The 13,264-nt window shown below is 68.0% G+C and carries 10 protein-coding genes; 4 read left to right on the top strand and 6 right to left on the bottom strand.

From position 1 onward, the window contains the following. The first annotated feature begins 116 nt into the window (after nt 1-116). Nucleotides 117-1,049 carry an alpha/beta fold hydrolase gene (locus tag ACIRRY_RS19240; RefSeq protein WP_403973963.1) on the top strand — a complete coding sequence of 311 codons (933 nt, stop codon included), beginning with the start codon at nt 117-119 and terminating at the stop codon, nt 1,047-1,049. Nucleotides 1,050-1,458: 409 nt separating this feature from the next. Here ACIRRY_RS19240 and ACIRRY_RS19245 read toward each other — a convergent pair whose 3' ends face one another. Together ACIRRY_RS19245 and ACIRRY_RS19250 are read right to left on the bottom strand one after the other, a co-directional pair. Next, nucleotides 1,459-1,653 carry a hypothetical protein gene (locus ACIRRY_RS19245; protein WP_403973965.1) on the bottom strand — a complete coding sequence of 65 codons (195 nt, stop codon included), beginning with the start codon at nt 1,651-1,653 and terminating at the stop codon, nt 1,459-1,461. Nucleotides 1,654-2,837: 1,184 nt separating this feature from the next. Beyond that, entirely contained in the window at nt 2,838-3,680 is an 843-nt protein-coding gene (locus ACIRRY_RS19250; RefSeq protein WP_403973968.1) for a DUF6461 domain-containing protein, read from the bottom strand. A gap of 205 nt (nt 3,681-3,885) precedes the next feature. On the opposite strand from ACIRRY_RS19250, the gene ACIRRY_RS19255 reads away from it, so the two are divergent. Further along, the gene (locus ACIRRY_RS19255) at nt 3,886-4,221 is read left to right on the top strand and encodes a DUF3455 domain-containing protein (RefSeq protein ID WP_403973970.1); all 336 of its coding nucleotides are present in this window, start codon (nt 3,886-3,888) and stop codon (nt 4,219-4,221) included. Between the two features lie 277 nt (nt 4,222-4,498). On the opposite strand, the gene ACIRRY_RS19260 is transcribed toward ACIRRY_RS19255, so the two are convergent. Then, nucleotides 4,499-5,398, bottom strand: coding sequence for an NAD-dependent protein deacetylase (locus tag ACIRRY_RS19260; RefSeq protein ID WP_403973973.1), 900 nt, complete (start codon nt 5,396-5,398; stop codon nt 4,499-4,501). Between the two features lie 226 nt (nt 5,399-5,624). Between ACIRRY_RS19260 and ACIRRY_RS19265 the strand changes: the two genes are divergently transcribed. Continuing rightward, nucleotides 5,625-6,167, top strand: coding sequence for an EF-hand domain-containing protein (locus tag ACIRRY_RS19265; RefSeq protein WP_403973976.1), 543 nt, complete (start codon nt 5,625-5,627; stop codon nt 6,165-6,167). Between the two features lie 182 nt (nt 6,168-6,349). Here ACIRRY_RS19265 and ACIRRY_RS19270 read toward each other — a convergent pair whose 3' ends face one another. Then, nucleotides 6,350-8,896 (bottom strand): discoidin domain-containing protein, encoded by a 2,547-nt coding sequence (locus tag ACIRRY_RS19270; protein WP_403973978.1) that lies wholly within the window; start codon nt 8,894-8,896, stop codon nt 6,350-6,352. A gap of 271 nt (nt 8,897-9,167) precedes the next feature. Next, entirely contained in the window at nt 9,168-9,476 is a 309-nt protein-coding gene (locus tag ACIRRY_RS19275; RefSeq protein ID WP_403973981.1) for a hypothetical protein, read from the bottom strand. A 971-nt stretch (nt 9,477-10,447) separates the two neighbouring features. On the opposite strand from ACIRRY_RS19275, the gene ACIRRY_RS19280 reads away from it, so the two are divergent. Continuing rightward, a complete protein-coding gene (locus ACIRRY_RS19280; RefSeq protein WP_403973984.1) occupies nt 10,448-11,782 on the top strand; it encodes a glycoside hydrolase family 16 protein in 1,335 nt (444 codons plus the stop codon). 75 nt (nt 11,783-11,857) lie between these two features. On the opposite strand, the gene ACIRRY_RS19285 is transcribed toward ACIRRY_RS19280, so the two are convergent. Then, nucleotides 11,858-12,715 carry an endo alpha-1,4 polygalactosaminidase gene (locus tag ACIRRY_RS19285; protein ID WP_403973987.1) on the bottom strand — a complete coding sequence of 286 codons (858 nt, stop codon included), beginning with the start codon at nt 12,713-12,715 and terminating at the stop codon, nt 11,858-11,860. Between the last annotated feature and the right edge of the window lie 549 nt (nt 12,716-13,264).

Here is a 13,264-nt window from a genome sequence, read left to right on the forward strand (position 1 = left end):
CGCTGACGACCATTGATGGCGGGGCAATGAGCGCCGGAAACGCAACCCGCGCACGGACTGCAAGCCGTAACGAGCCCGCTCACCAGGTTCGACGTTCCGATCAGGAAGAGAAACCAATGCCCACCAACCGCACCCTCACCGTCAACGGCCTGTCGATCCACATCGCCGAGCAGGGTGAAGGCCCGCTCGTCCTGTTGCTGCACGGCTGGCCGGAGACATCGCACTCCTGGCGCCACCAGATGCAGCCGCTCGCCGACGCCGGATACCACGTCGTGGCGCCCGACCAGCGTGGCTACGGACGCAGCGACCGCCCCGAAGAAAGCGACCAATACACCATCCTGCACCTCGTCGGTGACGTCGTCGGCCTGATCGACGCGCTCGGCGCCAAGGAAGCGATCATTGTCGGCCACGACTTCGGCGCACCAGTCGCGTGGACCACCGCAATGCTAAGGCCCGACCTGATTCGCGGAGTCGCGGGAATCAGCTTTCCACCCACTCAGCGGTCCCCGGTTCCCCCGACCAGCGCATTCCGCCAACACTTCGGCGACGACTTCTATTTTCTCTACTTCCAGCACCCCGAGATCCCCGAAGCCGAGTTCACCCGCGACCTGCGCACCACGTTCCGGACACTGCTCGGCGGCGACAACACCCAGCCCGTCAGCACCCAGGTCCCGGCCGGCTCGGGTTTCCTCGACCTGTTCACCGAGCCCGACGTGCTTCCCGACTGGCTGACCGAACAGGACATCGACGTCGCGGTCGAATCGTTCACCCGCTCCGGATTCACCGGCGGACTGAACTGGTACCGCAACTTCGACCGTAACTGGTCACTGCTGGCACCATGGCAAGGCGCGACGATCACCCCGCCCGCCCTCTACCTCATCGGCGGAGCCGACCACATCAGCCGCGCGTTCACCGACCCCGCGGCAATCGCCGACTTTGCCTCCGACCTACGCGGCATCATCGACATCCCCGAGGCCGGCCATTGGGTCCAGTTGCAACGCCCTGACGACGTCAACACGGCTCTGCTGGACTTCTTCAAGCAGCTCTGAGGGCCTGGTAAACAACCGGTCGCGGGTGGGTGGAGGAACGTGATCATCGATGCGTCGCCGGGTGCCCGGTGTGTCGGACGGAACCAAAAGAGGGCCTTCGAGTAGGAGTAGTAGCGACCAAACCCCTACGCCAGACTCGAAGACCCAGCCTTGAGTATCGACGTCCTTGCCGGGCAGGCCGCACCCGAGGCCCCCGCCACCGGCGCCCACGTCCAGGACCGCGACGCCGGCCGGCTGCTGGCCTGGATCATCCGGACCGTGTTCCCCACGATTCGTCTGATCTGGGCCGACGGCGGCTACGCCGGCAAGGTCTGGCCGAACGTCCACAGCCCAGCTCCCACAGCCACCCGCGAGATGACGCCCTGGGGTACGCGGAGCCGCCGCACGCTCGGTTGGATCAGAGGTTGCATCACTCAGCACGCCCGGTCTCGGTCTCGGTCTCCAGCCAGCGGAGCGGTACAAGGTTGCGGTGCTCCATCAGGGCCGTTTTCAGTACGGGCCGTTTCCGGTGCGGCGCTCCCGTCAGATGACCGTTGCGTGCCGGTCCTCCGGCGAGCAGCACCTCGAACGTGATCGTGCCCAGTTCAGCAATTACCAGCCCCACGCACGGAACCTGCTGCCGGAGCAGCCCAGAACGGGCGCAGCGGAGGAAGTTGCACGTCCTTCCCGACACCCTGCGGCCTCAACACGGCCTCACGATCTTGAATTGAAGCCCGAGAGACGCGACTCAGACGATCGACGACAACCGCCATCGCTCACATCGCCGCAGGTCACAGGAGCCCTCTACTCCCCGAGTCGCACCGTGCCCCAAACTTACGAGCAGCGGATTCAGTCCGTCCAGGCAAAGTTGACGCCCCGACACCCAAAAACGAACGTTTCCGCAGGTCAGAAGCCTGCGCAGGTGGGGCGGGTGGGACTCGAACCCACGGCCGACGGATTATGAGTCCGCCGCTCTGCTCCACAGCGAGATTCGCTCCTCCGACACCCCCGGTCGCCAACATCCAGCGGGCCACACCCGGACCAAGCATCCCGGCGCTACGCCGCCCGCCGAGCCCGCGCCACTCGACAGCAGGAGGCGTTGAAAAGCCTGCCATCCATCCTGGGCTCCCAGGATGGTGTGAGGCGCGCCCCAGTCTAAGATCCGGGCCATTCCCGGGCCGATGCGTCCTCCGCCGACAGCAGCAGCCCCGTTTCCACAGGTCAGTGCAGGAACCGCACACGTACAACCATGAGACCAAGAATCTGCTCGGGTACACCCTTCAAGGCCACAGCCTCAGCAATCGGTCTCGCACTGCCTGCCATCACGCCCTCCCACCCCGCTCCTGACCTGCAACTACGCGCTGGAGAAGCGAAGGAACGCCCAAAGCTGCCACATAACGCAAAGCGGAAGCGCCAAGGTTGACGCAACCCACCGACGGAAACGCTCAGCGAAGTCGCCGGCCCAGCGCACTCCAAATCTCACTCCCACAGACGAGCACCCACCCTGAACAGGCAGTTTCCCCTGTCCCTTCTGTGAGGCAGATTGCGCCAGAACCCAACGGTCCGCCGCAGTCCTGCGGCTCGTCTTCCAGCCCCGCCCTGCGAGACGGGATTCCACCTCCGAATTGACCGGGCCCGCCCAACGTCCCCTACTGAACCAGGTCGACCATGGACCGCCGGGGGTTTCGGCGACATGCGCAAACACGTCATCGAGAACTGCGGCGGACAGGCGGACATAGAAGCCCGGTGGCGGCAGTTCCCTTGTAGAGGGTGGCGAGAACGCCGGGGCCCTCTGCGCGCGCTCGTTCGCTACTCACCTGTCTCGTGTTCCGAATGATCCATGGCCGGCGGGCCGTTGTAGGTGATCACCACCGGCGCGTTTGCCTCCGCCCGTGCTCGGTCCGACGCCGTCGCGATCTCCTCGTAGGTCCATTCCCTGTACAGGCGCTCCCCATGGGCGTCGGTGATGTCGATGACCACGCCGGTCCACTCCTCGGCGGGCTGTTCGGGGACGAGCCCCAGCTCGTAGGTAGCGTCATGGAGGAGGGATTCGGTGACGCGTACGCCGGTGAGTCTCTCGGCCAGAGCGAGGACCGCCGCCTTTCGGTCGACGTCCGGAGCGCTCTCGTCGTGCTCTCCCTCGAAGGTCAGAGGGAAGCCGACCTCCCGCAGCAAGGGGACCAGTTCATCAGGGGTGTTGCCGTCACGCGCCGAGGGGCCCTCGAACGTCGTACGGAGTTCACCGTCCTCGAACCAGTGGAAAAGATGGATGGGTTTGCCGCCGTTGGTCGAGTGCGCCACGACCCGGCCGCCCTTCGACAGCGTCTCCACGCACGGTGCCGCGATCCCCAGGCCACCGTCGAATCCGAGGACGAGTGTCCAGTCGCCGTTCTCGCCCGGAGCGCTGAAGGCTCCCGCGATGTAGGACTCGTCCCAGTAGTCGTAGTCCAACTCGTCGCGGTGAGCGTCGTTCGCCTCGATCAGCCCGGCCGTTCCCTCCCCGGTGCCGCGCGATTCCGCCTCCATCACGCGCAGCACCTCGCGTGGAGCCCGCCCCCTTATCAGGGTCAGGGTGTATCCACTTTCCGTCATGTGGCGGAAGACCGGCGAGGTGCGGATCCAGGCGTAGTCGTGCGCAGTCACCAAGTTCATACGGCGCAGTGTGCCCGATACCTCTGACAACACCCCGTGCAAGCTGGCTCTTACATCTGGAGCTGGTCGGTCGCACTGCCGAGTCCGCGTCGGCAACATGATCGTGTTACGAGCTCCAAGGGAGGCGCCCAGGAGAAGGTCGGGTTCTGGGTGGTCGAGTGGAGGGCCGATATCGCCCTGGCACGCACAGCAGTGCCGGACTTCCGTGTCGTACCGGCGAGTCCGTGATCTCCGTGGACGGCGCCGGCACGACACGGAAGTCCGGCACTCGGCGCCGGCCGGCGTCGTCAAGGGCGCCCAGATCTACGCCTGCACCAAGCAGGACGACGGCTCCTACGCCTTCACCCAGGACAACGCCGACGCCACCCTCCACTGCGACATCCAGCACAGCCTCGCCAAGCACGGCCCCGCCGGCGCGCCGCAGTGGACCGCCACCGACGGCTCCTCGGTCACCGGCACCGTCCTCAACAAGTTCGACAACGGCACCGGCAACATCCCCCAACTCCTGCTCCGCGCACACCAGACCGGCAAGACTGAGTGAAGGACTCCTGTCCAAGACCACGTCGGTCCTGCGACTCAACACCACTGTCGGCGTCGCCCCGGCCGGCACCTGCAACCCGGCCATCTACCCCATCGCCCGCGTCCCCTACACCGCCGACCACCTCTTCCTCGCCACCAAATGACACCCACCGAACCACCCTGCCCGAACACCACCACGTGCTTGCGACAGCCCACGCCCCACACCCCGGCACACCACTTCCGTGCCAGAACATCCCGCTCGTCCGTGATCTCGGGCTCGGCACCCGTCGGACAACGGCTCAGTCCGCCGCCTCGCCAACCTGAATGCCCAGCCGGTCGGCGACGGTCGTCAGGGCCGTTCCCAGCGGCAGCGCGACCCGGGTGCGGGCGTGCGGGTCGCCCCGGGTGGGGTCCCGGTTGACGATCAGCACCGGCTTGCCCTCCTGTGACGCCTGACGGACGAACCGCAGCCCGGACATCACGGTCAGCGACGAGCCGAGGACCAGCACCGCGGTCGACTCGCGGACCAGCCGCCGGCAGTGCTCGACGCGCTGCGGCGGAACCGCCTCTCCGAAGAACACCACGTCCGGTTTGAGGACGCCCCCGCAGTCGGCGCACGGCACGACGCGGAAGTCCCCGACCTGCGCGTCGGTGAGGTCCGCGTCACCATCCGGGTTGATCGCGGCGGCGACCGGAGCGAAGCCCGGGTTCTCGGCCTCCAGGCGCCGGGCGAGTTCGCGGCGCGGGCTGATGGCGCGGCAGGAGAGGCAGACGACCCGGTCCAGGCTGCCGTGGAGTTCCACGACGCCCTCGCTGCCGGCGGCCTGGTGCAGGCCGTCGACGTTCTGGGTGATCACGCCCGAGACGCGGGCGTCCCGAGCAAAGGCGGCCACCGCCAGATGTCCCGCGTTCGGGCGGGCCCGCCCGAACGTGCGCCAGCCGAGGTGGCTGCGCGCCCAGTACCGGCGCCGCGCCTGCACACTGCCGGTGAAGTCCTGGTAGGTCATCGGGGTGTGCCGGCTCAGGCTCCCGCCCTCGCCCCGGTAGTCGGGGATGCCCGACTCCGTGGAGAGGCCCGCCCCGCTGAGCACCAGCACACCGCCGGCGCTCAGCGCGTCGACGACCGGCTCCAGGTCGGTGGTGCCCGGCAGCAGGTCCGCCGCCGCGGGGGTCCAGCTCAGGGTGGGGCGCATACGCATGCCGCAAGGGTACGAAACGGCGGCGGCCCTCGGCGGGAGTAGAAGGTTGCCGGGGAACGGTCCTCCATCCGGCGCAGGCAAACCGGCGCCCGGCGCGCCGGGCGGGCTCACGGGCGCGCGGGTATCCGCTGCGGTGAGCGCGAGCGCCGTTGCGCAGCGGCCGGCGGCGGAAAGCATGTCCTCAGTACTGCGAGCGACCTCAGTGCTGCGAGTGAGGAGGCATGTGATGTCCAGCGAGTTCCAACGGATCAAGCTCCAGGCCATGTTCGAGGCGTTCGACGCGGACGGCAACGGCTATCTGGAGGAGGCGGACTTCGTGGCCCTGGCGGATCGCTGGGGCCGGCTGCCGCGAGTGCGAGAGGGATCGGAACTGGCGGCGCGCGTGGACGGCGTACTGAAAGGCTGGTGGCAGCATCTGTCGGAGACCGTGGACACGGACCGGGACGGCCGGATCGACATGAACGACCTCCTCGCCATGGTGGACCTGCTGCCGACCATCCCCGAAGCCGTCACCACCACCGCCGACACCATCTTCGACGCGGTCGACGAGAACGCCGACGGGCGCATCTCCCGCGGCGAGCACCAGCGCCTCGTCGACACCTGGCACGGGCGACGCGTGGAGACCGGTGGCGCCTTCGACCGGCTCGACCACGACGCCGACGGCTACCTCAGCCGCCCCGAGTTCGCCGCCCTGTGGACCCAGTTCTGGACCAGCGACGACCCTGCCGAACCCGGCAACCTGATGTGCGGCCCGATCGGCGCCGGGTGAGGCACCGGCAGCGGCCGTTCAGAGCCGGCTGCGGCCGACCTCTTGCCAGTTGATCTGCCTACGGGGTGTGCCCCCCCCCATGCGCGACGCGCGGGTGCCAAGTCCTCTTCCCGGAGGGGGACTTGGCACCCGCGCCCTGTCATCGAGCCGCGTCGGCGGTCAGCCCACCGACACGGTCACCGTCAGGGGAACGACGTGATCTTCGAGGGAACGGTGTCCGTGCCCGACGTGGGTGTGCCGGTCTCGTTGACGACGTGGGCGTACTGGCCCTTGCCGCCCAGGGAGATCACCAGGATGTCGTGCAGTTTGATCCCGGTCTTGACCGGCACCTGGAAGCCATGGGCCTGCACGATCGACGGGTCCGAGGTGAAGTTGCAGTAACTTCCCAGGCCCCATGCCTCGTGCACGTCGACGGAGTCGGCGACCTTGTAGGCCGCGTAGCCGACGATGCCGTCATGGGTGATGGCGGCGGCGTTCGGGACGTCGTACGCCTTCTCGTTCTGGAAGAAGATCGTGCGTCCGCGTTCGCCGTTCCAGAGCACGTCGTACCTGTTGAAGTGCTCGACGAACAGGCCGGTGGTGAGGACGTCGTCGCCGTTGACCACGAGGCCGTAGTCGGCTCGGTTGGTCTCCCAGCCGACGCCTTCGCCGTGGTCGGCGCGCCAGAGCCAGGTGTGGTCGATGATGACGTCGTCGCTGTTGACCACGACGGAGTTGGTGGCAAGGCCGGGGCCCGCGCCGCCGATGCGCACGAACACGTCCTGCATGGTGGTCGGGTTGGCGGCGTGGTCGGCGGAACTGCCGGCCGGGCCGATCTGCAGCAGGGTGTTGGAGTTGGAACTGCCGGCGTCGATCAGGAAGCCTGCGAGCTTGACTCCGTCGACGTCCGCCACGTGCATGGCGTCCACGCCGTTGTCCGGAACGATGGTCGCCAGACCGAGACCGAGGACGACGGTGTTCGCCCGGGTCACGTTAATGGTCTGGTCGAGGTGGTAGACGCCCGGGGTGAAGAGCAGGTTCAGGCCCTGGGCGAGGGCGGTGTTGATGGTCGCCGCGGTCGCGCCGGCCTTCACCACATAGAACTGGTCCAGCGGAATCGACGAACCGGGCGTGTTGGGCCAGGAGACGCCGCGTGCGTTGGTGCGCTCGGCGGGCACGAACACCTTGTACGCGTCGCCGTCCAGGTAGAGGTACGGCTTCTCGCGCGAGACGGGGGTGTTGTCCAGAGTGGTGTACGGGCCGGAGTCGAAGTTGGTGGCCGGGGCTCCCTGCACGCCGGAGAACGTCATGTTCCAGACGCCGTTGGTCCAGCCGCCGACGGAGCTGTCGCGGGTGTACCACTGCTGCTGGGAGTACGGGCCGACCGTACCGTCGATCTTGGAGTCGGCGATGTAGCCGCCGGAGGCCCAACCGTAGCCGTTCGGGGCGAGGTTGAGGCCGCCCTGCACGTGGATGCGGCGGAAGGGGGCCGCTTGGGCCACCGCCCAGCGGTCGGTGCCGTTGGAGGGGGTGATCGACAGGTTCTCCGCCGAACGCCAGAAGTTCTGGGTCGCGTTGCCGTTGAACCAGCCCGCGTCGACAGTGATGTCTCCGTTGATGTGGACGTCGTCGGGGTTGAGGCCGAGGCCCGAGATCGAGGTGTAGAAGCCCAGTTGGGCGTTGATCCCGTTGTAGGTGCCGGGCTTCATCAGGAACTGGTAGCGACCGGCGCCGAACTGGTTCGACTCCTGCTGCGCGAAGACCTGGTCGAACTTGGCCTGGAGGTCGGGCGTCGACGGGTCTACGACAATCACGTTCGGGCCGAGGTCGCCGCCGCCCTGTACGGGACCGCTGCCGTCGCCCGAACCGGTGTGGACGGCCACCTCCCAGAGCGAGTAGCCGTAAACGGTGCCGCGTGTCGTGCCGTTGATCCGCACGAAGCGTCCCTGGCCGGAGACGTCGTAGGACGTCGAGCCGACGGTGCCGTCGGTGACGGACTTGAGCGTGGTCCAGGTCTGGCCGTCGGCCGAGGCCTGGATCTGGAAGGACTTGCCGTACGCGGTCTCCCAATTGAGGTCGACCCGGCACAGGTCCTGGGAGGTCCCGAGGTCGACCTGGAGCCACTGCGGGTCGGAGGCCGCGCTGGACCAGCGGGTGCCGGTGTTGCCGTCGAAGGCGGCCGACGCCGGGGTGCCGGCGTTCTCGGTGGAGGAGGCCGTCGCCGTCTTGCCCTGGGCGGCGTTGGCGGTGTCACAGCTCGCGGGCGGGGTGGTGCCGTCTGTGCTGCCGAAGACCTGGAACTCCCAGAGGGAGTAGCCGTATTGGGTGGCGCGGTGGACGCCGTACATCCGGAGGTAGCGGCCCTGGCCGGAGACGTCGAGGGTGTCGGTGCCGCCGTCACCGCCGGTCACGGACTTGATGTCGGTCCAAGTACTCCCGTCCGGGGACGCCTGGATCTTGTAGTCGCTGCCGTACGCGGTCTCCCAGTTGAGGACGACCTGCGTGATGGTGGCCGAGGAGCCGAGGTCGACCTGGAGCCACTGGGTGTCGGTGGCGCCGGAGGACCAGCGGGTGGCGGTGTTGCCGTCTACGGCGTTGGCGGCGATGGTGCCCGCGTTCTCGTCGGAGGACGACGTGGCCGTCTTGCCCTGGGACAGCGGCAGGTCTGCCGCGGCGGCCGGGCTGTGCAGGGGCAGGGTGACGAGCGCGGCCATTGCGGCCAGCGCGACACCCAAGGATCTGAGTTTCATGCCGTGACTCCATGCGGGTGGGGTGACGAGCGGAGCGGACACACGCAACCGGAACGCGGGGGCAGGCTCCGTCCAGCGTCCGGCGTGCATGAACTGGCCTTACGCCATGCTTAGTTCACGGTTTGATTTAAGTAATGAACCATTGGGGTGACAAGAGTCGTGACGCGAGTTTCTTCAACTTCCTTTCACAGGCGCCCGGTCGGCGTACCACTACGAACGGCGCGACCTGGACAGAGGCGCGGCGGATGGACCGGACACGGCGAGGCTCCCGTCAAGCCTTGAAGGCGCGGCAGCGGCGAAGGCAGCTCCATGGCCCTTGGGCATCCAGGGCGACACGCGCAAGGGTGGTCACGTGACCGCCAACTCCAGCCGTCGGGGAGCTCTGGTGCCGTATGGAGTCGGTCGGCGCGAGCGCGCCCGCGGGCGGGAAACGCCCGATGCTCACCGGGGTGCGCCAGTCGGAACGGATCGGGGAGCTGGTCTGCGTCTCGACCGCCTCGATGTCGAAGAAGCCAGGGCCCTGCGGGGTGGGGATGCCGCCGACATCCAATAGACGCTCCGGGACTGCGGTGATCAGCATGCCCGGCTGCGGCGTCCCGGTGCGGCAGCAGTGCCCTCAGAGCGACCTACTACGAAGCCATGGCGTGGCTCCACATTCCCGGCCGACGGTCCTCGAAAAAGAGCAGCCGTCGATGCCTTCGACGCTCTGCGTCATGCGCCCCCATGCCCCACTCCCCCACCCGCATCGCGCCGCCGGGTCCAAACTCGGACCCGGCACTTCCGATTCCGATCGGAGATCAGGTCACGGTGTGTCCAAACGCCCGCGCGCATCGCGGCCACCGTCCTCCTGAGCCTGGCCGCACTCACCCCCACCGCCCCGCAGTCGGCTGCGCCGGCCCCAACTCCCAGATCCCGCCCGGCAGAACGACCAGCCGGACCCTCGCCGTCGGAGACCTCCAGCGGACCTACCGGGTCGACACCTCGCAGACAGATCCCCCACAGCATTTTCCTTCGACTACTGAAGGCGCTTCACGAGGTCCGCGAGCGGCGCCAGGGGGCGTCCACTCGACAACAGGAGCGACTTACCGACGCGGTATTCGCAAAATCCCAGCTCAGCACGGTGATAGGGCGTAGACCCGGCCGCTGGAGAGCGCTCCACAAATCGACGGTGCTTGGTTCGGACCTTTACCGGGACTCCATACGGCGTCGCCAAGAGGCCTGCTTTTCAACCTGTCGTGTTGAAGCCGTTGACGCATGGAGGGTCGCGCCGGACACTCCTGCATTGAACGGCGATCCCTGCCCGGCCCACAGCCAACTCAGGCCCACGGCAGCCGACATGACAGATCGTCCGGAATCAGGAGGACAACCAGGAACCGCAGATTCACGATCACCCTGAGAGCGCTCTCAGACTTGACTTGCCTTGACCTGACTCGACTTGACCTGCTCCCCAGTCCCACCAGGAGCCAGGCCCCCTGCACCACTCCCACTCCCCACCCCCCACTCCCCACTCCCCACTCCCCACCCGCCAGCTCGCCAGGGAGAACCCACACGATGACAACCTCCCCACCACCTGCCGGTGCGCCCGCAGGCAGCCAGAGAACCGTCCCCCTCGTTCTGGGCAGCACTCTGCTGCTGCTCATCGGCACCCTCGTAGGCCTGATCGGAACCGGTGGCAGCGCCTCGGCGGCTGTGCCGGGCGCTCCCGCAGGCTGGACCACCGTCTTCTCCGACGACTTCAACGGATCGTCCGGCAGCGCGCTGAACCGGGCCGACTGGCTGTACGACCTGGGCACCGGATACCCCGGAGGTGCCGCCAACTGGGGAACGGGCGAGATCGAGTCGGCCACCGACTCCACGAACAACGTGTACCAGGACGGGCAGGGACACCTGGTCATCCGGGCGCTCCGGGACGGCTCCGGCCACTGGACCTCGGGACGCATCGAGACTCAGCGCACCGACTTCGCCGCCCCTGCCGGGGGTCAGCTCCAGATGAGCGCGTCCATCCTCCAGCCCAACCCGGCCAGTGGGCTGGGCTATTGGCCCGCGTTCTGGGCGATGGGCGGCGCGGCCCGCCCGGTCGGCGCGACGAACTGGCCGAGCATCGGCGAGTTCGACATCATGGAGGACGTCAACGCGCTGAGCAAACACTCCACCACCTTCCACTGCGGGGTGTGGGCGGGCGAGTGCCACGACCCCGACGGCATCACCAGTGATCTTCAGCCGTGCGCGGGCTGCCAGACCGGCTACCACACGTACTCCGCGATCATCGACCGCACGAACACCGCCGCGGAGCAGCTCCGCTTCTACCTCGACGGCAATCTGACCTTCACCGTCGACGAGAACCAGGTCTCGGTCGCCACCTGGCAGGCCGCCGTCGACCACGGGTTCATGGCCATCTTCGACCTGGCGATCGCCGGTTCGTACCCCGACAAGGTCTGCGGTTGCAGCTCGGCCGCCCAGGCGGGCAGCATCACATCAGGTGCGGCCATGAGCGTCGACTGGTTCGCGGTCTACCAGCAGGGCGCCAGCGGCAGTACCACCGGCGGTACGACGACAGGTGGTACGACGACCGGTGGCACCACAGGTGGCGGCACGACCGGCGGAAGCACCGGCGGGAGCACGACGACGCCCGACTACACCGCCGGGGTGACGCGCCTGAGCGACAGTCAGGCGCAGATCACGTTCCGTCCGACCACACCCGCGGCGTACGTCGATGTGCACTACCTCGTCAACAACGCCGGCCAGCAGAACTTCCGTATGACCAACAGCGGCGGCACCTGGACGCAGAACGTCACACTCACCGCCGGATCCACCCTGACCTATTGGTTCACCTACGAGAAGAACGGCCCTCAGTACGACAGTCCGCACTACACCTACACCCAGTGAGCCTCCTGGGCCGGTCCCGTAGGACCGGCCCAGGTACCACTGCCGCGGCAACGGCCGTGCCCTGAACGAAATTCGTCAGTAGCGGTCGCAGGTCTCGCGGACATAGCCGTCGTGGCCGGCCGGGGTGACGTCGAGGTCCCGCCGTACGATGCTGATCCGGTCGCCCCAGCCCGCGCAGGCCTTCTTCATGCCGTTCTCGGTGTACTCGACGACGATGACGTGGTCGCCGAACGCGTCGACGTAGGACCCGCATTCGTCGTACTGTCCGCACTCCTCCACCACCGCGAAGTCGAGGCCGACCCGCTTGCGGTCCTTGGCGAGTTCGAGGGTGTTCTTCTGGGCGATGGCGAGGTGCCGGGCGTGCGCGTGGCGGGCGAGCAGGGTCTGGAACGCCTCGGCGTCGGCCGCGGTGAGAAGTCCGTGTGGGGCGCGGGTGTAGCTGTCGTAGTTGTCCGGCTCGACGGCGTCGAATCCCTTTTCGGCGCACGCGTCGATCCAGTCGTCCACCTTCTCCGCGATCCGCGCGCGCTTGGCCGGGGTGCCGATGTCGAGCATCGCCTCGCCCCAGTCCTTGTCCATGACGACCTTCCCGGAGCGGTCCCGTAGCAGGAGGTCGGCGTCCCACTCCCCCTGCGCGTCGGGCTGGGCCTGGAACGCGTTGACGTAGCAGATGTTGTAGACGCCGGGGGCGGGCGAGGCCGTGTGGTCGCGGGAGACGACGGAGACGCCCTTCGGCGGGGTGTAGGCGCCGCCGAGTTGGTAGTCGACGCCTGCGTGGACGGGCGGTGTCGACACCTTCGCCGTCGGGGTCTTCGGCGAGCTGTCGGCGTCGGTGGCGGAGCCGGAGCAGCCGACGGCGGCGAGGGCCGTCGCTGCGAGGACGGCGGAGAGGGGCACGGTGACGCGGCGGGAGCCGGCCCGGGAGTTGCGCATGACGGTCTGCCTCTGGATGCGAGAGCATGCCCCGCCTCGGACACCCTGGATCCTGGCGACTGGGGCCGGGCTGACGGCTCGAAGGCCTGTGTTACCGGCTGGGAATGCCTTGGTTGTGCGGACCGTGGGGGGGTGGGTGGTCCGGTGCCGTGACGATATCAAGGCGGCCGCGACCGATTTGTGCCGCCCCAGTACCTGGCCGGTCGGCGGGTGTCCGGGGTCTGCAAGGGATGCGGTCGGGTGGAAGGCCGCACCGCCCGACGTGACCCTGGTGACGGTGTGCCGTTGGGAGTTGCCCAAGAGGGTGCGGACAACGCGGGTCAATTGGCCCCGGCTGCCCAGGACTTGCGGCACGTCCTCGTCGTCCGCCCGTACCTCCCGCTCTCTGAAACCGGTCGCTCGGAACCAAGTCGTACGAACAGGAGTCACCGAAGACCCCCAGCGGGGCGGGACCGCTGTATCAACGCACGCACCCGCACCCGCACCCGAGCCCGCAGCCGCAGAGCGGGCATCGGCGCCGCCACACCCGCCTCCCGTCCGGAGCCGTAG

The sequence above is a fragment of the Streptomyces sp. NPDC101776 genome (assembly GCF_044766845.1).
In the GTDB taxonomy this organism is placed as follows: Bacteria; Actinomycetota; Actinomycetes; order Streptomycetales; family Streptomycetaceae; genus Streptomyces.

What these genes read in the sequence shown, in the direction of transcription:
- ACIRRY_RS19260 (WP_403973973.1), bottom strand. Translation starts at nt 5,398, where the DNA reads ATGCGTATGCGCCCCACCCTGAGCTGGACCCCCGCGGCGGCGGACCTG.
- ACIRRY_RS19240 (WP_403973963.1), top strand. Translation starts at nt 117, where the DNA reads ATGCCCACCAACCGCACCCTCACCGTCAACGGCCTGTCGATCCACATC.
- ACIRRY_RS19275 (WP_403973981.1), bottom strand. Translation starts at nt 9,476, where the DNA reads ATGCTGATCACCGCAGTCCCGGAGCGTCTATTGGATGTCGGCGGCATC.
- ACIRRY_RS19280 (WP_403973984.1), top strand. Translation starts at nt 10,448, where the DNA reads ATGACAACCTCCCCACCACCTGCCGGTGCGCCCGCAGGCAGCCAGAGA.
- ACIRRY_RS19270 (WP_403973978.1), bottom strand. Translation starts at nt 8,896, where the DNA reads ATGAAACTCAGATCCTTGGGTGTCGCGCTGGCCGCAATGGCCGCGCTC.
- ACIRRY_RS19250 (WP_403973968.1), bottom strand. Translation starts at nt 3,680, where the DNA reads ATGAACTTGGTGACTGCGCACGACTACGCCTGGATCCGCACCTCGCCG.
- ACIRRY_RS19285 (WP_403973987.1), bottom strand. Translation starts at nt 12,715, where the DNA reads ATGCGCAACTCCCGGGCCGGCTCCCGCCGCGTCACCGTGCCCCTCTCC.
- ACIRRY_RS19265 (WP_403973976.1), top strand. Translation starts at nt 5,625, where the DNA reads ATGTCCAGCGAGTTCCAACGGATCAAGCTCCAGGCCATGTTCGAGGCG.